Origin of the sequence: Streptomyces xylophagus, from assembly GCF_000716435.1 — a bacterium.
Lineage (GTDB): Bacteria > Actinomycetota > Actinomycetes > Streptomycetales > Streptomycetaceae > Streptomyces > Streptomyces xylophagus.
Window position 1 is genome coordinate 39,970 of sequence record NZ_JNWO01000040.1, and the last position, 20,516, is coordinate 60,485.

General features: G+C 71.0%; 18 protein-coding genes. 8 read left to right on the forward strand and 10 right to left on the reverse strand.

Features of this window, described 5'->3' with window-relative positions; translation table 11 throughout:
• Positions 1 to 100 precede the first annotated feature (100 nt).
• Positions 101 to 976, reverse strand: a complete 876-nt coding sequence (locus tag OO70_RS46680) for a LysR family transcriptional regulator (protein ID WP_234337103.1) — start codon at positions 974 to 976, stop codon at positions 101 to 103.
• An 88-nt stretch (positions 977 to 1,064) separates the two neighbouring features.
• Between OO70_RS46680 and OO70_RS46685 the strand changes: the two genes are divergently transcribed.
• Both OO70_RS46685 and OO70_RS46690 read left to right on the forward strand, forming a co-directional pair.
• A complete protein-coding gene (locus OO70_RS46685) occupies positions 1,065 to 1,808 on the forward strand; it encodes a CTP synthase C-terminal region-related (seleno)protein (protein ID WP_043686500.1) in 744 nt (247 codons plus the stop codon).
• 82 nt (positions 1,809 to 1,890) lie between these two features.
• On the forward strand, positions 1,891 to 3,414 hold the full coding sequence (locus OO70_RS46690) for a hypothetical protein (RefSeq protein ID WP_043686503.1): 1,524 nt from the start codon (positions 1,891 to 1,893) through the stop codon (positions 3,412 to 3,414).
• On the opposite strand, the gene cyc2 is transcribed toward OO70_RS46690, so the two are convergent.
• Positions 3,407 to 5,560 (reverse strand): germacradienol/geosmin synthase Cyc2, encoded by a 2,154-nt coding sequence (gene cyc2, locus OO70_RS46695; RefSeq protein ID WP_043686505.1) that lies wholly within the window; start codon positions 5,558 to 5,560, stop codon positions 3,407 to 3,409. The two genes, OO70_RS46690 and cyc2, sit on opposite strands and share 8 nt — an antisense overlap.
• Before the next feature lie 168 nt (positions 5,561 to 5,728).
• Here cyc2 and OO70_RS46700 point away from each other — a divergent pair, with 168 nt between their 5' ends.
• On the forward strand, positions 5,729 to 6,967 hold the full coding sequence (locus OO70_RS46700) for an endonuclease/exonuclease/phosphatase family protein (protein WP_043686508.1): 1,239 nt from the start codon (positions 5,729 to 5,731) through the stop codon (positions 6,965 to 6,967).
• On the opposite strand, the gene OO70_RS46705 is transcribed toward OO70_RS46700, so the two are convergent.
• The 4 genes from OO70_RS46705 to OO70_RS46720 form a co-directional block, all read right to left on the reverse strand.
• Entirely contained in the window at positions 6,964 to 7,827 is an 864-nt protein-coding gene (locus tag OO70_RS46705; RefSeq protein WP_043686511.1) for a TIGR03619 family F420-dependent LLM class oxidoreductase, read from the reverse strand. The genes OO70_RS46700 and OO70_RS46705 overlap by 4 nt on opposite strands.
• A gap of 106 nt (positions 7,828 to 7,933) precedes the next feature.
• Positions 7,934 to 9,106 (reverse strand): damage-control phosphatase ARMT1 family protein, encoded by a 1,173-nt coding sequence (locus OO70_RS46710; RefSeq protein ID WP_043686514.1) that lies wholly within the window; start codon positions 9,104 to 9,106, stop codon positions 7,934 to 7,936.
• A 22-nt stretch (positions 9,107 to 9,128) separates the two neighbouring features.
• Entirely contained in the window at positions 9,129 to 9,776 is a 648-nt protein-coding gene (locus OO70_RS46715) for a ScbR family autoregulator-binding transcription factor (RefSeq protein ID WP_043686517.1), read from the reverse strand.
• A gap of 319 nt (positions 9,777 to 10,095) precedes the next feature.
• On the reverse strand, positions 10,096 to 11,916 hold the full coding sequence (locus OO70_RS46720) for a S8 family peptidase (protein ID WP_043686519.1): 1,821 nt from the start codon (positions 11,914 to 11,916) through the stop codon (positions 10,096 to 10,098).
• A 335-nt stretch (positions 11,917 to 12,251) separates the two neighbouring features.
• Between OO70_RS46720 and OO70_RS46725 the strand changes: the two genes are divergently transcribed.
• Positions 12,252 to 13,196: a lytic polysaccharide monooxygenase auxiliary activity family 9 protein gene (locus tag OO70_RS46725; RefSeq protein ID WP_051742309.1), complete on the forward strand. Its 945-nt coding sequence runs from the start codon at positions 12,252 to 12,254 to the stop codon at positions 13,194 to 13,196.
• A gap of 49 nt (positions 13,197 to 13,245) precedes the next feature.
• Here the strand turns inward: OO70_RS46725 and OO70_RS46730 are convergent, their stop codons facing one another.
• Positions 13,246 to 13,896, reverse strand: coding sequence for a hypothetical protein (locus OO70_RS46730; RefSeq protein ID WP_043686522.1), 651 nt, complete (start codon positions 13,894 to 13,896; stop codon positions 13,246 to 13,248).
• Between the two features lie 663 nt (positions 13,897 to 14,559).
• Here OO70_RS46730 and OO70_RS46735 point away from each other — a divergent pair.
• Together OO70_RS46735 and OO70_RS46740 are read left to right on the forward strand one after the other, a co-directional pair.
• Positions 14,560 to 15,243: a DUF6230 family protein gene (locus OO70_RS46735; RefSeq protein ID WP_043686524.1), complete on the forward strand. Its 684-nt coding sequence runs from the start codon at positions 14,560 to 14,562 to the stop codon at positions 15,241 to 15,243.
• On the forward strand, positions 15,243 to 15,686 hold the full coding sequence (locus tag OO70_RS46740; RefSeq protein ID WP_043686527.1) for a DUF6114 domain-containing protein: 444 nt from the start codon (positions 15,243 to 15,245) through the stop codon (positions 15,684 to 15,686). Before OO70_RS46735 ends, OO70_RS46740 begins: the two co-directional genes overlap by 1 nt.
• Before the next feature lie 48 nt (positions 15,687 to 15,734).
• Here OO70_RS46740 and tatA read toward each other — a convergent pair whose 3' ends face one another.
• From tatA to OO70_RS46755, 3 genes are read right to left on the reverse strand one after another with little or no spacing between them, the layout of a single operon-like run.
• Positions 15,735 to 15,989, reverse strand: coding sequence for a Sec-independent protein translocase subunit TatA (gene tatA, locus OO70_RS46745; protein WP_043686530.1), 255 nt, complete (start codon positions 15,987 to 15,989; stop codon positions 15,735 to 15,737).
• Positions 15,990 to 16,020: 31 nt separating this feature from the next.
• Positions 16,021 to 18,498 carry an HAD-IC family P-type ATPase gene (locus OO70_RS46750; protein ID WP_043686533.1) on the reverse strand — a complete coding sequence of 826 codons (2,478 nt, stop codon included), beginning with the start codon at positions 18,496 to 18,498 and terminating at the stop codon, positions 16,021 to 16,023.
• Positions 18,488 to 18,844: an ArsR/SmtB family transcription factor gene (locus OO70_RS46755; RefSeq protein WP_043686535.1), complete on the reverse strand. Its 357-nt coding sequence runs from the start codon at positions 18,842 to 18,844 to the stop codon at positions 18,488 to 18,490. The genes OO70_RS46750 and OO70_RS46755 overlap by 11 nt, the downstream gene beginning before the upstream one ends.
• Before the next feature lie 163 nt (positions 18,845 to 19,007).
• Between OO70_RS46755 and OO70_RS46760 the strand changes: the two genes are divergently transcribed.
• On the forward strand, positions 19,008 to 19,463 hold the full coding sequence (locus OO70_RS46760) for a tellurite resistance TerB family protein (RefSeq protein ID WP_043686538.1): 456 nt from the start codon (positions 19,008 to 19,010) through the stop codon (positions 19,461 to 19,463).
• Positions 19,464 to 19,491: 28 nt separating this feature from the next.
• Positions 19,492 to 20,493 (forward strand): Lrp/AsnC family transcriptional regulator, encoded by a 1,002-nt coding sequence (locus OO70_RS46765; RefSeq protein ID WP_043686559.1) that lies wholly within the window; start codon positions 19,492 to 19,494, stop codon positions 20,491 to 20,493.
• Positions 20,494 to 20,516: the final 23 nt, after the last annotated feature.

Sequence of the window (20,516 nt, forward strand, 5' to 3'; positions counted from 1 at the left end):
TACCCGGCGCACCGGCGCCCGACGTGCCACGAACGAGTGAGACTGACCGACGGTCAGGAGAGGGAAGGCCGTGCGCATCGCACGCGCGCGTGGCGCCTCATCACCGATCTCGTTCCCGCTCCACCAGGCGCCCCACCAACCGTGCCGCCGCTCCTCGCGGCGCACCCCCGTGCACCAGTTCCGTACGGTGCACGACACGCGGTTCGGTGAGCGGGACGGCGACCGCGCCCGGTACTCCGGTGGCCGCCGAGCGGGGCAGCAGCGTCAGGCCGTGACCCGCCGCGGCAAGGGCGGTGAGGACGCGGACGTCGGTGCCGTCGTAGCGGAGGGCCGGGCGGAAGGCGCCGCCGCCGTTCGCCACGCGGAGCCGCGCGAGGGGAACGCCCGCGTCGGGGGCGTCGAGCCAGCGGGCGGCGGCGAGGTCACCGAGGCGCAGGGCGGAACGGCCGGCCAGGGGATGCGTGTCGGGGAGCAGGACGCACACGGGTTCCTCGGCGACGCCGTGGGTGGTCAGCGGGGCCACGTCGGGCAGCCGTAGCGGGTCGTTGGGGGCCGCGATGCCGTCGACCAGGCCCAGGTCCGCGGCGCCGGTGGCGACGGCGGCCGGAATCTCGTCGCGGGCGAGCACCCGGAGGGTCACCCCCGCGCACGGGAGTGCGGCCAGGACGCGCGGCCCGAGCGCGGTCGGCGAGGCGGCGAGGGTCAGCCCGCGTTCGGGAGCGGCGGCCATCCGGACGACGTCCGCGCGGGCCGCGTCCAGGCGCAGCAGCAGTGGACCCGCGTGTTCGAGGAGCCGCTCGCCCGCCGAAGTGGGCGTGACGGGGCGGCGGGTGAGCAGCGGGGCGCCGAGGTCCTGTTCCAGGGCGGCGATGTGCTGGGACACCGCGGACTGGGTGTAGCCCAGCTCACGTGCGGCCTCGGAGAAGGAGGCCAGCCGGGCCACCGTGACGTACGTACGCAGGAGGTGCGGGTCCACGGGAGACAGCATCCCATCAGTTCTGCTTATCGAGAGTGCAGAAATCATCGTTGGACGTGAATACCAGGTCGCGCCCAGGATGAACGACATGACGGACACCGCAGATCAGACTGCTCGCACCGCCCGACTCGCCCTGGTCGGCGACCGCTCCCCCAACGTCGTCTCGCACACCCGCCTCCCCCTCATCCTGGACGCCCTCGCCGAACGCGACCGGCTCGTCCTCGACGCCTACTGGATCCCCTCCGAGGACGCCGAGGCCGAGGAGGCGGTACGCGGGTTCGACGCCGTGTGGGTGCTGCCGGGCAGCCCCTACCGCAGTGAGGCCGGCGTCCTGTCCGCGATCCGCACCGCGCGCGTGGAGGGCGTTCCGTTCCTCGGCACCTGCGGCGGCTTCCAGCACGCGCTCCTCGAGTACGCCCGTGACGTCTGCGGGCTGACCCGGGTCGCGCACGCCGAGAACGACCCCGACGCCGAGGACCTCCTCATCGAACCGCTGGCGTGTTCGCTCGTCGGCCACGAGGCGGTCGTCACGGTCGAACCCGGTTCACTCGCCGAGTCCGTGATCGGCTCCGAGCGCACGGTCGAACGCTACTTCTGCTCCTACGGTCCGACCCGCCACCTCGACACCCTGCGCGCCCACGGTCTGCGCTTCTCCGGACACGACGAGGAAGGTCACGTCCGGATCGCCGAACTCCCCGGCCACCCCTTCTTCCTCGCCACCCTCTTCCAGCCCGAACTGTCCGGGGACGGCACCCGCCCGCACCCGGTGGTCCGCGCGCTGGCCCGGGCGGCGGTCGAGCACGCCGCACAGACCGAGACGCTGACCGCCTGACCGTCCGGCTGTCCGGCCGGCCGGCCCGGGGTTTCAGCAGCGGCCCGGCTCGTTGTCAGTGGCGGCTGTTACGTTCTGTGACATGACCGATCACGCCCTGCGGCTGCTCCGGCAGAACGCCCACCTGGCCGAACTGGCCGCGTTCCCCTTCGACTTCGACCTGGACCGAGCGGACCACGGCGAACCCGTCCGCCTGGCCTCGGGCGGACCGCTGCTGCCGGTCGCGGGTGACGACACGGGCGGTACGTACTTCGTGTGCGCGGACGGTTCCGTGCTGTACGCCGACTCCGAGGGCTCGGCCGGGATCATCGGCTCCACTGTCGACGAGGCGCTGGAGATCCTGATCGGTCTGCCGGGCTGGCGCGACCATCTGGACCTGTCCCCGTCCGACGGCCCGGAGAAGATCCTCGCGGCGGTCACGGAGACGGAGGACGAGTTCCGCGAGGACTACGGCCTCGACGAGGCCAGGCCCGAACTCCGCACCGCCCTCGGCCTGCCCGACCGCTCCCCCGTCGAGCTGATCGGCATGCTGCACACCGCCCTGCTGCGCACCGAGCCCGACTTCCTGCTCCTCAACGCCGAGGAGGGCGGCGCCTACGACCTGCTGGACCGGCATCCCCGTCCCCCGCTGTGGGAGCCGGTGCTCGCCCAGGGGCGGGCCGATCTGGCGGCGCTGCGCGCGGGCGACCGTAACGCGTGGGACGCGATGGTCGACGATCCCGTACGGCGTCGACTCGCTTTGCGAGCCGCGCAGTTCGACCGCGCGGACGGCGATCTGGAGTTGCTGCGGTATCTGCTGCGGCACGAGAGGGAGTCCTCGATGACGGAGGAACTGCGGCTCGCCGCCGTGCTGGTGGGTCTGCGCGGGCACACCGAGGATCTGCCGCTGCTGCACGAGGTGCGCGAGACGGACTTCGACACGGCGTGCGGGCTGGGCGAGATGCCGGGGCCGGACGCGGACGGGGCGGAACTGCAGGAGTGGGCCCGGGAGTTGGACGAGTCGCTCTTCGGTACGGACCCTTCCGACGAACCCCTGTTCACCTGGACCGAGTTGGCGGCCGACCAGGGTCTCACCGAGCTGGCCAGGGTGGCCCTGATCCGCAGGCTCGACGAGATCGATCTGGACCAGGGCCTGTTGCGGCTGCCGAATGCGCCGAAGGCACTGGACCCGTCTCCCCTGCGCACACTGGCCCATGAGTTGGAGCAGCTGGGCGACCTCACCCAGGCGCTGCGCGCCCAGCGCCTCTACACCGCCCTCCAGGACACGGCATGGGATCGCGTCTCGGCCCGGCTGACACAGGCCCGGCTGGAGCGCGAGACAGGACAACTCGCCGACGCGACAAGGACGTTGGCGGCCCTCCGGGACATCCTGGCCACCCCCGCCGACGACTCCCTGAGGCAGTGGCAGGGCACCAACCTCGGCCGGTTCATCGCCGAGGAGCACTACGCCCTGACCCGCGCGCTGGCCGACGCGGACCTCCCCGAGGAGGCCCGCGCGGCGCTGGCCGCCGCCGAGGAGATACGTGGCCGGCTCACGGGGGCCGCCGCGACGGCCGTACGGGAGCCGGCCGAGGAAGTGGCCGAGCGGGTCCGGGACTTCAGCTGAAGGGCAGCGCCGGGACCCGGTCCGGGAGGAAGCCGTGCGAGCGCCGCGCCAGGTACTCGGGCTTGTAGCGGTCGACCTCGCGGTGCCAGTTCAGGATGCCCGCCATCCAGTGCTGGAGGTCGGTCACATAGCCCCGCATGATCTCGCGCGCCTCGTCCGAGAGGTCGAAGTCGTCGTAGACGACGGGCAGTTCGTTTGCGGCGACGTGTTCGAACTGGCGCATGCGCTGGGTCATCAGGTCGTGGACGACGCCGAGCGCGGTCGGGTAGTCGATGCCGAAGAAGTTCTGGACGACAAGGATGGCGTTGTGGACCTCACCCTCGTACTCGATCTCCTTCTGGTAGGAGAAGACGTCGTTGATGAGGCAGCCGTAGTCGATGGCCGCGTTCTCCAGGGCGCGGACGGGTCCGGTGCGGTAGACCTCGGGCGGGACCTTCGGGCCGTGGCCCATGCGGCACATGCTGAGGGTGAGGTCGGAGCCGAAGGTGGCGCGGCGCATCTCCAGGTAGTCGACCGGGTCGGGGATGCGGTGCTGGATCTGGTTGGACAGTTCCCAGACCCAGCTCTCGGTCATCTTGTTGATGGCGTCCTTCAGGGTGCGCCGGTCGTCGACGGGCATCTCGGCGGTGGTGAGGGCCCAGAGGTCGATGAGTCCGCGTTCCATGCCGTTGACGGGGATCAAGGTCGCCGGGCCCTCGACGGGCATGCAGTCGGAGAGGCGGGCCGTGGTGACGCGGGCGGCGGCGAGGTCACCGCGGACGCCGTAGACGAGGGGGTAGTAGTCGTCGCCGTAGGTGCCCCAGGCGAGCCAGCGCGAGCTGAGGTCGAGGGCTGCCTCGGTGGCGTCCGGGTCGATGCCGGCCGAGCAGAGCGGGAGGTCGGCGGCGGCGAGTTTCTCCTCGTCCCAGACGCCCTCCTCCAGCATGCCGACGGAGTGCATCCAGTCGACGAGGCGGTGCCGGGCGCCGTCGAGGTGCGGGCTCAGTTCGAACTGGAACGGCATGTAGAAGTCGGGGAGTTGGGACGGTCCGACCTTCTGGAACGGGACGTGGGTGTAGGCACGGAGCCGTTCCGCGCCGGCCGAGGCGAGGAGGGCACCGATGTCGGCGGCGGAGGTGCCGAGGCCGGTCGGTCCGTTCAGCGGCGAGTTGTCGAGGGCGCCTTCGTTCATGTAGCGGCTGGAGCGCAGGTGCCACTCGTGGCCGCCGGACTGCCAGTCCTGGAGGCCCTGGGTGTAGGCGGCGACGGCCCTGACCTCGTCGGGGGTGAGACCTTTCTCCAGGGCGACGGCGGGCACTTCGGTGAACGCGGTGTGCTCGAACTGGTGGAGCCGCGAGGTCAGCACGTCGTTGACGGTGTCGGCGGCCTCCTGGGTGGTGCAGCCGAAGAAGGTCTCCAGGACGAGCACTCCGTTGCTCAACTCGCCCTCGTCCTCGACCTCCCGCTGGTAGGAGAAGAGGTCGTTGCGCAGGTGGACGCCGTCGGAGAAGGTCTCCATCAGGACCCTGAGCGGCCTCGACCCGGCGACGGACGCGGGTACTTCGGAGGTCGCGTACTCCACCAGACCCGCCGACCAGGGCGCACCGCCCACCTTGCGGCGCATCTCGATGTACTCGACGGGGTTGGCGATCCGCCCCTCGTTGATGTTGGACAGCTCCCACAGGGACTCGTTGAGCAGATGCTCGGTGGCGACGGAGAAGCGGCGGCGCCAGTCGACGGACATCGACGGCACCGTGCGCGCCCACAGGTCGGCGAGCCCCGCCTCGACCGGATTCTCCGGCTCCGGCACGGGAGTCGCCAGGTCGAGCGGCATGAACAGCGGCAGCCGGTCCAGGTAGGCCTTGCCGCCGGCGCGGTCCTGGCTGCGTTTGAAGGTCTCCAGGAAGTGGTCGTCGAAGAAGAACACCCACACGTACCAGTCGGTGATCAGCGAGAGCGCGGGCCCGTCGCAGTCGGGGTGGGTGTAGGCGCAGAGCAGGCCGTAGTCGTGCGCGTCGAGGTCGGCCTGCTCCCAGATCCCGGAGCCCTCCAGCATGCCCATCTCACGCGCCCACGTCGAAGAGTGGGCGCGGGCCTCGTCCAGATGCGGGTTGAGGCGTGCGGGATACGGCATGTAGAAGTGCGGGAGTTCGAACGGCTGGGTCATGGCCGGGCCCTACCCGCGGCCCTCAACGGCCATCCCGGGCAGGGGACATGATCACACCATCGCGTGAATCGGCGGTGAACCCATGAGTTTTCCCGGCATCTTGTGGCGTTCACTTCTACGCGCGCAGACTACGGGGGTTCACGTGTCCCCTCCCTCACCGGAGTCCCGATGAACCATTCCAGAGCCTTCTCCCGCCGCACCGCGCTCGCCTCCCTGGCCGGCACGGCGCTGGCCGGTACCGCCGCGTTCCCGGCGTCCGCGTCCGGTCGGTACGGGCGGACCGTGCGGTTCGCCACGTTCAACGCCTCGCTGAACCGCGGCACACAGGGCGCGTTGGTCACGGACCTGTCGACGCCCGACAACGCCCAGGCGCGGAACGTCGCCGAGACGATCCAGCGGGTGAACCCCGACATCCTGCTGATCAACGAGTTCGACTACGTCGAGGGCGGCACCGCGGTCCGCCTGTTCCTCGACAACTACCTGTCCCGGGGCCACAACGGCGCCCGCCCGATCCACTTCCCGCACCACTTCACCGGCCCGGTGAACACGGGCGTCCCCTCGGGTGTCGACCTCGACGGGAAGAACGGCGTGGTCACGACGCCGGGTTCGGACGCGTACGGGCAGGACGCGTTCGGCTACGGCTTCTTCCCGGGCCAGTACGGGATGGTCGTCCTGTCCAAGTTCCCGATCGACACGCGCGCGGTGCGCACCTTCCAGCACTTCCTGTGGAAGGACATGCCGGGCAACGTGATCCCGCCGGGCTACTACAGCGACGCGGCACGCGCGATCTTCCGGCTCTCCTCCAAGAGCCACTGGGACGTGCCGGTCCGCCTCGGCCACGAGACCGTGCACTTCCTGGTCTCGCACCCGACACCGCCCACCTTCGACGGCACGGAGGACCGCAACGGCCGCCGCAACCACGACGAGATCCGGCTGTGGGCCGACTACATCGGCGGCCACGCGCGCAGCGCCTATCTCTACGACGACAAGGGCGTCCGGGGCGGTCTGCGGCCCGGCGCGCGGTTCGTGATCGCGGGCGACCAGAACGCCGATCCGTACGACGGCGACAGCTACGACCACGCGATCCGCCAGCTCCTCGACCACCCGGCGATCACCCTGCCCGCCACCCCGCCCGCCAGCGCCGGCGGGGTCGAGGCGGCGAAACTCCAGGGCGGCGCCAACGTCGGCCAGACCGGCGACCCGGCCTACGACACGGGCGACTTCAGCGACACGGCCCCCGGCAATCTGCGCGTGGACCACGTCCTGCCGTCCAAGGGGCTGGTCCCCGGGAAGAACGGCGTGTTCTGGCCGACCTCGGACGACCCGCTGTACCGCCTGGTCGGCGACGGCAAGACGGTCGTCACGTCCGACCACCGGATGGTGTGGCAGGACGTACGGCTGGGTTAGGGCTGTTCGGAAACGTGCGGGACGACTTCCTCGCCGACCCACGCGAGCGCGTCCGGCAGCGCCTCCGTGGCCACCGGCAGCCACAGCGATGCGGAGACGAGCCCGGCGTCGGCCAGCCGACCCAGCTCGTCCCGCACGCTCTCGGCCGAAGCGTCGGCTCCGCCGAGCGGCCGACCCGGCACCTTCACCGCGGGCGTGAACCCGGGCGGCACGAGGAACAGGCCTGCCGTCAGGGCCAGTTCGCCGGGGTCGCGCCCCACCTCGTCGCCGAGCACGTCGAGCCGCGCCCGCACCTCCGCGAGCCCCTCGGCATCGACCCCGGAGCCGTGCCACGCGTCGCCGAAGCGCAGGGCGCGACGCAGTGCCGCGTCGCTCTGACCGCCGATCCAGACGCCGGGTCCGCCCTCGGTACGGGGCAGCACCCCGAGCCGCGCGGAACCCTCACCGCGCCACAACTGCCGTACGACAGCGAGCTGTTCGTCGGTCCGGCGGCCCCGGCCCGCGAACGGGACGCCGACGGCCGCGTACTCCTCGGTGTCCCAGCCGGTGCCGACGCCCAAAGTGAAACGGCCCCCGGAGAGCCGGTCCAGGGTGGCGGTCTGGTGGGCCAGGATCAGGGGGTTGTACAGCGGCAGCACCAGCACGCTGGTGACCAGCCCGATCCGTCGCGTCGCCCCGGCCACCGCTGCCAGCAGGATCAGCGGGTCCGGGGTCACGCCTGTCGCACCGGCCACCGCGTGGCCGCTCGCGAAGACATGGTCGAAGCCCAACTCCTCGGCCCTGACGGCGACTTGAAGGACCGCGTCCACCTCCTCGTCCCGGTCGGGCCACAGGCGGTGCGGTGCCACTCCGATACGCATCTCGGTCGTACTCCCCTCGCGCGACAAGAACGTCGTCCGACAAGAACGTCCAGTAAGAACGTCAGTGACCGACCCAACTACACGACGGGCGCCGGGGATACCCCGCTCAGCCCCGCACCTGGATCAGCGCATGCGTGCCCCCGGTCCGCCAGCGCTGCTCCTCCGCCGCCACCAACGCGGCCTCGGTGCCGGCGTCCAGGCCGGTGATCACGTCGGACTTGAGGGTGCGCAGGGCGGCGACCGGGCCCGGGAAGTAGGCGGTGACGTCGGCGAAGGGAGTGGTCGGCGTCCAGAGGCAATCACCCACCAGGCGACGGTAGTTGAGGTCGCCCTTCACGATCGTCAGGGTGGCCGCGGCGAATTCGGCGCGAAGGTCGGCGGGCATGTCCGCGTACGGCAGCGGGGCGCAGGAGAAGGCGTGGGCGCGCACGGTGAGGCGACCGTCGGCCATGGCCGACCAGAGGCGACGGCCGTACGTCGATGCCGCGCCCGGCGCGGCGGTCAGCCGGTGCAGGGCGTCGACGACGTCGGCGGTCGTGGCGTCGGAGACGTAGTACGGGTGGGGCTTGATGTGGAGGACCGCCCGGTCGATGCGGCCCTCGGCGAGGAGGTGGGCGATCAGCAGCAGGTCGGGGATGAGTTCGCGGCCCGCGTTGTCGGCGACGAGGCACAGCGTGCCGGAGAGGAGTGACCACAGTCGCTCGCTGTCGTCGGCGACGAGGGCCGGGACGGGGGCCTGCGTGACCGACTCCGCTCCGGCGGCGGAGAGGCGGAAGCCGAGGTCCGCACGGTTGCCCCACAGGGAGCCGTGCAGCAGGGCCCGGTCGCGCTCCTCGGCCGGTTTGCCCTCGAGTTCGTCGAGTGCGGCGAGTTCCTCGTCGGTCTCGGGGGCGTCGAGTTCGGCGCGTTTGAAGGGGCGGAACGGGTCGATGCCCTGCCAGGCGCCGGGACCGAAGTAGCCGACGGCGTCGAGGAGTTGGCGGTAGAAGTAGCTCTCGGACCAGAGCCAGGGCACGTCGTACCAGGAGTGTCCGGCGTAGGTGTCGGTGCCCCAGGCGGCCCACTGTGCGCGGTCGGGGGCGTCGGTGGGGAGGGGTTCGATCGTGCCCTCGGTGCAGTTCTTCAGGAGGGCGTCGAGGGCGCGGTGCTGCCTTGGGTCGTACGGGAAGGCGTCCCGGACCTGTTGGATGATCGCCGGGTGCCGTTCGGCCAGCACGCTGCGGGGGAACGAGCCGGGCTCGTTGCCGAGGATCACGGGCGCGGTGGGGGTGTCGGGCATGCGGCTCACCGTACCGGGCGGGTCAGCCGGCCTCGATCTCCCGCTCCAGGCGGGCGGCGAGGCTGAGATAGCGGGCGCGGCGGGGGACGGGGACCAGGCCGCGGATCACCAGGTGCCACATCTCGGCGGTCCTGCGGGGCTGTAACGCCACCGGTTCCAGGGTGCGGCCCAGGACGCGGATGCCGACGAAGAGGCCGACGAGGGTACGGGCCACGGCGTCCACGTCGATGTCGGAGTGGGCGTCGGCTTCCGCGACCGCGCCCGCGAGTTTGCGGGAGGCGATGTCCAGCCACTCGGTGAAGGGGTGCGGGGTCGGGGGCCGTACCTCGATCTCCCCGGCGGCGAGCCGGAGTCCGGCCCGGGGGATCGGGCCCTCGACGGCCAGTCGTGTCATGCCGAACGTGACACGTATCAGTGTCTCCAGCGAGGAGTAGCCACGGCTGTCCATGTCCTGGGAGATCTGGCGGGAGGCCTTGGCCTGCAGTTCCAGGATCGTGTGGGCCAGGTCCTCCTTGGCCGCGAAGTGGAAGTACAGGGCGCCTTTGGTGACTTGGGCGTGGTCGACTATGTCGCTCAGGCTGGTGGATTCATAGCCCTGCCGGTCGAACAGCTCGGCGGCGGCCGTGATGATCGTTGTGCGGGTCTGTTCGGCCCGTAGCTGCCTCACCATCGACTGGCATACTCCCGTGAAGGAAAAACAACGGCCCGTGCCGTTTTTTATTACCCCCTGTAGACAGTAGCTCACCGTGCGGCGGTGTCGACCTTGCACCCCAAGACTGCGAACACCCCTCACGTTCCCATCACTTGCGCCTCTGTGTCACGCCTGCCCCGACTGTTGACCACTTTCGGTATCTGTGGCACGTGTCAGCACCGATTCCCGGCCATACGAAAGACCGACCAACCCGGAGAGGCGCACCCGAGGGTGCGCCTCTCCTTACCGGTCAGTCGGTCTGTTTCTGTGTACGGCCTGTGTGCCCAAGTGTGTTCGATCAGAAGGTGAGCTTCCAGCTGTTGAGGGTTCCGGTGTCCTGCGCGGCGGTATCCTGGACGCGCAGTTTCCAGGTGCCGTTCGCGGTCTCGCTGGAGGCGTCCACCGTATAGGTCGCCTTGACGTCGTCGGCGGAGTCCGAGGTGCTCGCGGCCTTCAGCCGGTACGTCGAACCGTCGGGCGCGACCAGGTCGACGACGAGGTCGCCGCGGTAGGTGTGGGTGATGTCGACGCCGACCTGGAGGGTGGCGGGCGCGTTGCCGCTACGGCCGCTGACGGCGATCGGCGACTCGACGGCCGAGCCCGCGTCGGGGACTGCCACGGCGGTGGTGCTGGAGAAGGTCGTCCCCGTCGTCGTACCGCCGCCACTGCTGCTGCTCACGGCCTGGACGGTCTTGGCCGCGTCCGCGAGTCCCGCGCCGCAGCCGCCGGAGCAACTGCCCGGCAGGGCACGGGCGTTGGTCTTGATGGCGGACTCTATCTGGGCCGGGGTGAGCGAGGAGTTCGCCGACTTCATGAGCGCGACCAGGCCCGCGATGTGCGGGGTGGCCATGCTGGTGCCCTGGTAGTAGGCGTACGACTCGGTGGACGGCGTCTTGGTGCCGGAGTTCAGCGTCGAGTAGATGCCGTTGGCGGTGCCGGTGCTGGTCTGGCCGCCGGGAGCCGAAATGTCCACGCCGGAGCCGTAGTTGGAGTAGCTCGCCTTGGCGCCCGCGCGGTTGGTGGCGGCGACCGAGATCACGTCGGCGCAGTTGCCCGGGGAGTGGTTCGCGACGTTGTCGTTGTCGTTTCCGGCGGCCACGACGACCGTGGTGCCGCGGTTCACGGCAGCGGTGATCGCGCTCTGGGTGGCCGAGGTGCAGGCGCCGTCGCCGCCCAGGCTCATGTTGATGACCTTGGCGACGTTGCCGTTGGCGGGGACGCCGGAGACGGTGCCGCCGGACGCCCAGGTGATGGCGTCGATGATGTCGGAGTCGTAGCCGCCGCACTTGCCGAGGACGCGCAGCGGGGAGATCTTCGCGCCGTAGGCGATGCCCGCGATGCCCTTGCTGTTGTTGGTGACCGCGGCGATGGTGCCGGCCACATGGGTGCCGTGCCAGGAGGAGTTGCTCGCCCCGATGCCCGTACCGCACTCGTTGGCCGCGTAGTAGTCGCCGGGGTCGGCCGGGTTGCTGTCGCGGCCGTCGCCGTCGACCGAGACGGCGGTGTCGGTGATGAAGTCGTAGCCGGCGACGACGTTCGCGGCGAGGTCGGAGTGCGTGACGTAGCCGGTGTCGATGACAGCGACGGTGACACCGCTGCCGGTCGAAGTCGACCAGGCGGCAGGGACGTTCATGCCGGCCGTGGACTCGAAGAGGTCCCACTGCTTGCCGTACTCGGTGTCGTTCGGGTCGGCCTGCGGGGTGTTCAGCCGGTCCGGTACGACGTAGGCGACCTGCGGGTCGGCCCTGAACTCGGCGATGACGTCGGCGACTTCGGTGGTGCTCTTCGCGTCGCCGAGGCCGACGAGGGCGGCGCCGGTGCCGAGGCGGCGCTGGAAGTCGACGTCCTCGCCGGTCTCCTCGCCCTTGGCGGTGGCGTCGGCCGCGGCGGCCCGGTTCGAACTCGCCTCTGCGGCACCGGACTTGTAGCCGACGATGAGACGTTCCGCGAGGGTGCCGGGGGCGGCCTCGGTCTGTCCGGAGAGGGCCGGTGCGGCAGCCTGGGTGGGGGGTACCTGGGCGACGGCGGCCGAGGTGGCGGCCGTGGCGAGAAGGGCCGCGGAGACCGCGGCGACGGATATCAGGGTCCGTCCGGTGGGGAATGCCGTGGGAGTGCGCAAGGGCTTGCCTTTCGTGGCCGTACTCCAAGCAGCGCGGAGCGGCGGTCGATTCGCTTCGTCGTCGAAGCGGCGGGGGGTCGATCCAGAGAGCGCCGGGCGCGGGCGGCCGCCTCGTCAGGGGTTGCCTGTGGGTCAGCTGTGGCCAAACGATAGGCAAAGATCAGGTCATGCGGATACGGGGAAAACCCTCGATCCGGCTGGAAACCACCCTTCGGTGTCCGTCGGTTGACCGGATACACCCTGGTTCACGGCGGGAGGGACGACTGAACGCGCCGGGCCTGGTTCCCGTATTGCACGAACAGACCGTTCCCGCCCCGGCCGAGGAGACGTTCCGGATGTCCCGGATGACCGCACATCGCACTGCCATGGCGGCCGCCGCCATGGCGCCGCTGCTGCTCACCGTCTGGGCGGCGGGTCCGGCGCAGGCGCACGGGGCGCCCACCTATCCGGTCAGCCGGGTGTACGCCTGCTCGCCGCAGGGCGGCAGCGCGTCCGGGACGGCGGCCTGCAAGGCGGCCGTGGCGGCGAACGGACAGCCCTTCACGTTCTGGGACAACATCCGCGTCCCGAACATCAACGGGCAGGACCGGCAGCTGATCCCCGACGGGAAGCTGTGCAGCGGTGGACTGTCCGACTACAAGGGGCTCGACCTCGCCCGCAGCGACTTTCCGTCGACGCGGCTGACGCCGGGGGCGAAGCTGACGATGACGTACGCGTCGACGATCGCGCACACCGGCACGTTCAAGTTGTATCTGACGAAGGCCGGTTACGACCCGTCGAAGCCGCTCACCTGGTCCGAGCTGCCGACGCAGCCCTTCGCCGAGGTGAAGGACCCGCCGCTGACCGGCGGCGCGTACCGCATCAAGGCGACGCTGCCGACGGGCCGGACCGGGCGCCAACTGATCTACACCATCTGGCAGAACAGCAGCACCGAGGACACGTACTACTCGTGCTCGGACGTGGTGTTCCCCGGGGGCGGCACCGCTGCGTCGACGTCCACGACAGGGACTGCCGGCACGAAGAACAAGACGGCGAGTCCGTCCGCCTCGGCCGCCAAGTCGCCTACGGCCGCGAGCCCTTCGGCGAAGGCCAGGGAATCGGCTACGGCACAGAAGGCGTCCCCGGCCGAGGAGAGCACCGCGCCCGGCAGCAGTCCGGTGGCGTCCGACACCGACGCCGCTTCGAGCGGCCCTTCGGCGCCCATGATGGCGGGCGGCGCCGCCGCGGTGCTGGTGCTCACCGGGGGCGCCGCCCTGGCCCTGCGACTGCGTCGACGCTGAACTCCGACTCGACGCGCACAGGCCCTACTTGCTTCTTGGCCTGTACTCCTTAGTTGGTGTAGACCGCAGCGCCGCCGTCGGTGACCGGGGCGTACTTCGCGGTGAAGTAGCCGGCGCTGAAGCACAGGGACGAGCCCGAGGTCTTGGTGAAGGCCTGGTTGGTGAAGTTGATGCTGGTGTCGCTGTTGGCGGACGTGCCGCTCAGGCTGGGCGCCTGGTAGACGCAGGTGATGCTGCCCAGCAGGGTGGTCAGCTTGACCGTGGTCTGGATGGTGGAGCCGCTGGCCGGGGTGACGGTCAGGGTGCCGTCCGAGACGGCCGCGGTGGTGTACGGCAGGTTGTCGACCGTGATGCTGGAGACACCGAGGACGCCGAGGACGTTGCTCGTGCAGCTGCTGCTGTCGAAGGTCTGCCCGGAGACGGACTCGGTGGCGGTGCCCGGCGCGGTCGGGTTGTCGGTGACGGTCGCCGTGAACTGCGACGAGGTGCACTTGATGCCGCTGGTGCCGGTCGCGCTGGAGTACAGGGTGGCGCTGGTGCCGGTGGCCAGGGGCGCGGTCAGCACATCGCCGACGGCGACAGCCGTACCGCCGAGGCTGCCGGTGGTGAGCACGGTGTCGGCCGCCGACGCCGGGGCGATGAAGGGGAGGGTGAGCGCGGCGACGGAGCCGACGAGGGTGAGGACGGTGCGAGTGCGCATGCGGGTGTACCTCTTCTTCGAAGTGGAGGGTCGAACCGGGGGGTTCTTGGGGGGTGGGGAACTGGGGGTTGAGGCGCGCGAGTTCGCCGCCGCCGGCCCGTGACGCCTTCTCCGTACGTGACGGGCCGGCGGCGGCAGTCGGCCGGTGACCGGCCGGAGGCCCGCGGGGGTTGGGGGTCTCCGGCCGGGCCGGGCGGTGGGGCGGACGGCACGGACCAGGGGGGAAGCGGCCGTGCCGGCCGCGGGTTCGGACTCTGGGGGCGGTGAAGTGCCCCTGCGGAAAGGGAAGTCCGGGAACGCGGCTCGTGCCGCGTGCCGGATCCGGCGCCACGGATCCGGCAAACAAGGGAGAGTTGTAGACCTGAGTGTCTGTCAACGTCAAGGCATCCAGGGCAAGTTGATGTACAAGTCGCGACTCGGCGGGAGTGCCGGAAAGGCTTGCCCTACAGGTGACCCATCATCAACACTCTTTTTTCACAACTCCCTTGACCCTCGAATGTAACCCCCGGTAACTTCCTCGACGGCTACTGCTGCGTAACCTGAAAGCCCTTGCACCCGCCGGGAGTTGTGGGGAGGGGTACGCCGCACTCGCTGTCCGCGCCAGGACAACGCGCCATTTGGATACCGACTCGCGTTGAACCAGAGCAGCACATGGGAGCAGACATGGCTTCACCCTCGGACGCCAACTCGTCCAACGGAAACACCCCCGAGCAGCCGGAAAGCGGTTCCACACCCGAGACCGCCGAGGGTCCCGAAAGACGCGGTCAGGTCCGCCTGCGCCGTGCCGCGATCATGGCGGTGCCGGCCACGCTGGCCGCCGCGGCCCTCGCGGTACTCACCGCGCAGGGCGCCCTGGGGGTGCAGTTCTCCATCTCCGGCATGCCGTTCACGGTCACCGCGAAGTCGCTGGACGGCACCGGCTTCGAGCAGTTCGGCGGCCTCGACAACATGATCCCGAACAGCCCGAACGAGGGCGACACGGGCGGCCAGGTGCTGATCATGACCTCCGCCATCAAGAGCGCCACGCTCGACAGCCTCTGCCAGAGCGTCGACCTCGGCGGGATCAACCTGCTGATCAAGGCGGGCAGCGGCTCGACGAAGGTGACGGCGACCAACCTGACGACCGACTCGACCGAGCTGTCGGGTGACGCGTCCTTCGGCAACATCGAGATCGGCAACGACGCCAGCACGCTCACCAAGGCGGGCGTCCAGGGCCCCAAGGGCGTCTTCAGCCAGCAGTCCGACACCGTGCACATCGACAACCTGAGGCAGACCAACTACGCCACCACGGCGGGTGTGTTCAAGCTGCCGGGCCTCAAGCTCAGCTTCAGCGACTCGGGTTGCTGATGTCGGAGAACCTGCCACCGCAGGGGAAGCGGCCCGCCTTCCGGGACTGGCGGGCCCGCCGTCCGTTCTGGGGCGGGCTGTTGCTCGCCCTGGGCGGGGCGGAGATCCTGCTCACGGAGAAGGTGTCGCTGAAGGTCGCGATGCACTTCGGGATGCAGGGCGTGACCGGCTACCTGCTCCCCGTGGTGATGCTGCTGTGCGGACTGCTGATCCTCTTCAGCCCGGGCCAACGGCTGTTCTACTCGATCGTCGGGATCCTGTGCACCCTGGGCAGCTGGCTCACCTCGAACCTCGGCGGCTTCTTCGTCGGGCTGCTGCTGGGCATCGTGGGCAGCTGCATGACGTTCGGCTGGCTGCCGGACCAGGAGCCGCGGTCGGAACGCAAGCGTCGTAAGCGTGAGGCGAAGACGGCCTCGAAGTCGGAACTCCAGCAGCAGGCCTGACCCGTCGCATCGGCCCCGGCGACAGCCGGGGCTCGACGCGTCGGTGGGTCAGTGGGCGGTCGCGGGCGGCTCCGCGGAGGGGGCGACCGGGGACTCGGTCACCGTGTGCACGGTCGTCGGCTGCACCGGCACCGACTCCGCCACGTTGCTCTCCTCCTTCATCGCCTTCGCCTCGCTCTTGAGGATGCGCATCGACTTGCCCAGGCCGCGCGCGGCCTCGGGGAGCTTCTTCGAGCCGAACAGCAGGATGACGACGATCGCCACGACCAGCAGGTGCCAAGGTTCCAGTCCGTTGCGGAGCATGGGCTCGCCCTCTCTTCCCCGATAACAGTTGCTATGTTGCGCAACTGTACAACCCTCGGGTGGACCGCAGTCCCCTCAGGGCCAGGGCATAAAGGCCCAGCACGACAGCCAGCAAGAGGTAATAAGGGAGCGCGAGCCCCGTCATGCCCAGCGCCGCGCCCAGCGGGCTCACCGGCAGCAGCAGCCCCACGGCGGCGAGTACGGCCGCGGCCCGCCCGACCGGGCCCGGCGCACCGCCGCCGGTCCGCAGGAGCAGCATCACCACGGCCTGGGTGAGCAGGTTCTCGGTGAACCAGGCCGAGTGGAACAGCACCTCGTCGTCCACCGCGTCCGGGCCGCGCAGCGCGAGCGCGAGCACCGCGAAGGTCGCGAGGTCGGCGACCGCGTTCAGCACCCCGAACCCGGTGATGAACCTCAGGAACGCCCGCGGCTTCAGCACGGTCGGGCGGCGCAGCGCGGCGGCGCCGGGACGGTCGTAGGCGAAGGCCAGTTGGGCCGCGTCGAAGCAGAGGTTCTGGGCGAGGACCTGGGCCGGGAGCATCGGCAGGAAGGGCAGCAGCAGGCCCGCGGCGAGCATCGCGAGGACGTTGCCGAGGTTCGAGGAGAGCGTGATCCGCAGATACGAGGCGATGTTCGCGCTGCTGTGCCGCCCGACCGTGACCGCGTGCCGGATCGCCGCGAGATCCTTCCCCGCGAGCACGACATCGGCGGCCTCCCTGGCCACGTCGACGGCGGCCCGGGGCGCGATACCGACGTCCGCCGCGCGCAGCGCGGGCACGTCGTTGAGGCCGTCCCCGAGGAAGCCGACGGTGTGCCCGGCCGCGCGGAGGTCGGCGACGATGCGGGCCTTGTCCTCGGGAGTGCAGCGGGCGGCGACCCGCGTCTCCCCCGGGTCCAGCCCCAGTTCCCGGCACACCCGCCCCGCCGTGGCCGGATGGTCGCCCGTGAGGATCCGCACGCTGATGCCCAGATCGGCCAGCGCGCGCAACGCCTCCGGAGCGTCGGGGTTCAGGGCGTCGTGGAAGGTGACCAGGCCCCGGAAGGTCAGGCCCCTTTCGTCGGCGGGGGTGTACGCGCGCGTGCGGGCCGGGAGTTCGGCGGTGGCGACCGCCAGGAGGCGCAGCCCGGCCTCCGCCTCCCGCGCGGCCAGGGACAGCAGGCGTTCGTGCTCGGCGGGCTCCAGAGCACACCGCTCCAGTACGTCCTCCACCGCGCCCTTGACGATCAGGCTGTGCGTGCCGAGGGCCTCGCCCCGGACCACCGCCGTGGCGAGCCGCCGTACCGGATCGAAGGGCACGGCACCGACCCCGTCGTACTCCTCCCCCACCGCTCCCGCCGCCTCCAGCAGCGCCTCGTCGAGGGCGTCCGGCGTGGGCGCCTCGGCGAGTTGGAGGGTCCACCACGCGGCTACGGCGGCCAGGTGCAGGACGTCGGGATCGTCGAGGCCGTCCGGGCCGAGGGCGCGTTCGACGACCGGGCGGTCCTGGGTGAGGGTGCCGGTCTTGTCGAGGCAGAGGACGTCGACGGCGCCCAGGTCGTGCAGCGCGGGGAGCCGTCTGACGACGACGCCGTGGGTACGGGCGAGCAGCGCGGCCCCGCGCGCGAGGCAGGTCGTCACGATCACCGGGAGCATCTCGGGCGTCAGCCCTACGGCCACCGCGACGGCGAACGGGAGTGTCTCCAGGCCCCGGCCGCGCAGGGCCGCGTTGGCCATGAGGACCAGCGGGGGCGTCAGCAGCATGAACCGGATCAGCACCCAGGAGATGCCGTGCACGGAACGGTCGAACGCGCTCGCCTCCCGCCGCACCGGCCCGCCCTGCGCGGCGGCGAACCGGGTCCGCGCGCCCGTCTCCAGCACGACCGCCGTCGCGCTGCCCGAGACGACACCACTGCCCTGGAAACACAGGTGCGGCTGCGCGAACGGACCCTCGTCCCCCGCACCGGGCAGCTCTACGGCGGCCTTGGCGACCGACGCGGACTCGCCGGTGAGCGCGGCCTGGTGCACGGTCAGCCCGGTCGCGCGCAGCAGTCGTAGATCCGCGGGGACGAGGTCGCCGGGCCCGAGCCGGACCACATCACCCGGCACCAGCTCGGCGACCGGTATCTCGCGGGCGCGTACCGGCGCCCGAGCGTCCGTGCGGCGCAGTACGCACGCGGTCGAGCCGACCAGCTCGCGCAGGTCGTGCAGGGAGCGGTCCGCGCGGTGCTCCCCGCTGGCGCGCAGCACGCAGCTCACCGCGACCAGGGCGAGGATCACCGCGGCGGTGCCCCAGGAGGCGACGAGCGCCGAGACCAGGCCGAGGCAGAGCAGCACGGCGGTGAAGGGGTCGCCCAGGCTGCGCAGGAACAGGCGGTGCCAGGACGTCGTACGGCGCTGGGGAACGGTGTTCTCGCCGGTGGCCGCGAGCCGGGCCGCGGCCTCCGGGTCGGTCAGTCCGCGCGGGCCGGTGTCCAGGTGCCGGAGCACCTGGAGCGGGGTGTGCCGGTGGGCGGCGGTGTCAGAGGCCACGGAGTCGGGGGGCGGGCAGTTCGGTCCGGTCGGCGCGGTCCGCGAGGCGGGCGACCGCGAGCCGGACCACGTCGACCACGTCCGGGTCGTCGACGAAGTACACCTGGCGGCGGCCCTCGCGGCGGGACCGGACCAGGCCCGCGAGCTTCAGTTTGGTGAGGTGCTGGCTGACCGCGGGCAGCGCGCCGCCGACCCGCTCCGCGAGCCCGGTGACATCGCTCTCGCCCTGGGCCAGCGCCCACACGATGTGCAGCCGCGCGGGCGAGGCCAGCAGTCCGAAGGCCGCGGCGGCGTCCGCGAGCACGTCGGCGGACGGGTCGTCGAAGCCGTTGCCGGCTCTCTGCACCGTCCTCGCCTCCCGTCCCCGGCCGTTCCTTTCTTACGAACCGCACCAGTCTAGGCGGCCGGAACTTCTCCTCGGTCCGGGGAGTTTCCACGGTGCTGCAGCCACGATTTTGTATACGCACCACTACGCACGAGAACGCACGACTACTACGCATGGAGTTCGCATGGCCCTGTGGGACCGCTTCAAGGAGTCCGCGTCAACGATGCAGACCCAGCTCGTGGCGAAGAAGAACGACCTGAAGAGCGGGGCGTTCCGCGACGCGAGCATGGCGATGTGCGCGCTCGTGGCCGCCGCCGACGGCACGGTCGACCCGTCGGAGCGGCAGCGCGTCGCCCAGCTCATCGCGAGCAACGAGGTGCTGCAGAACTTCGACGCGATGGACCTCCAGCGCCGTTTCGACGAGAACCTGAACAAGCTGACGGCTGACTTCGCCTTCGGCAAGGTCAGCGTGTTGCAGGAGATCGCCAAGGCGAAGAAGAAGCCCGCCGAGGCGCGTGCCGTGATCCAGATCGGCATCGTGATCGGCGGCGCGGACGGCGACTTCGACAAGACCGAGCAGGCCGTGGTCCGCGAGGCCTGCTTCACGCTCGACCTGCCGCCGCACGAGTTCGACCTCTGACCGGCCTCCGGAGTACGTGACCGAGGGCATGCTGGACGACCTGGACCGCGGCCTGATCCACGCCCTGCACATCGACGGCCGGGCGCCCTTCAGCAGGATCGCCGCGGTCCTCGGCGTCTCGGCCCAGACCGTCGCCCGCCGCTACGCCCGGCTGCGCACCGAGGCGTCCCTGCGCGTCGTGGGCCTCACGGACCCGCACCAGGCGGGCCGTACCCAGTGGCTGGTCCGGCTCACCGCCACCGCGCGCTCCGCGCAGGACCTCGCCCGTGCTCTGGTACGGCGGCCGGACACCTCCTGGGTGAAACTCGCCTCCGGCGGCACCGAGATCGTGGCGGTCATCCACGCGCCCACCGACGGCTCGGGCACCAACTCCCTTCTCCTGCACGACATTCCGCGCACCGGCGGCATCACCGCGGTGTCCGCGCACTGTCTGCTGCACATGTACCTGGGCGGCCCGACGAACTGGCGGCGCAGCGCGGACGCGCTCGACGCGGAGCAGGTGGGTGTCCTGCGGGATGCTGCCGACTCCGCATATACCGGGGTGCCGCGTCAACCGGCGCCACGGGACGCGGAGTTGCTGACGGCGCTGGAGCGGGACGGGCGGGCCGGTCAGGGTGAGCTGGCGCGGGTGACCAGGTGGTCGCCGGCGACCGTGGCGCGGCGGCTGGCCGATCTGCGGGCGGGCGGTGCGCTGTTCTTCGACGTCGAGGTCGACGCCGGGCTGTTCGGGGTCAACACCCGGGCGCTGCTGTGGATGTCGGTACGACCGGCGGACCTCGACCGGGTCGCCACGGCCCTCTCCACCCACGACGAGCTGGCCTTCGTCGCCGCGACCACCGGCCCCACGAACCTGGTAGCCCAGGCCCTGTGCCGCGACCCGGCCGACCTCCACCGCTACCTCACGCATCGCCTCGGCGCGCTGACCGCCGTCCACACGCTGGAGACGAGCCCGGTACTGCGCAATCTGAAGGCGGCGAGCCCTTCCCTGACGGGGCTGCCTTCGTGGGTGGGTGAGCGGGGGCGGGCGTGAGCGAGCCGGGGGGGGCGGGCGGC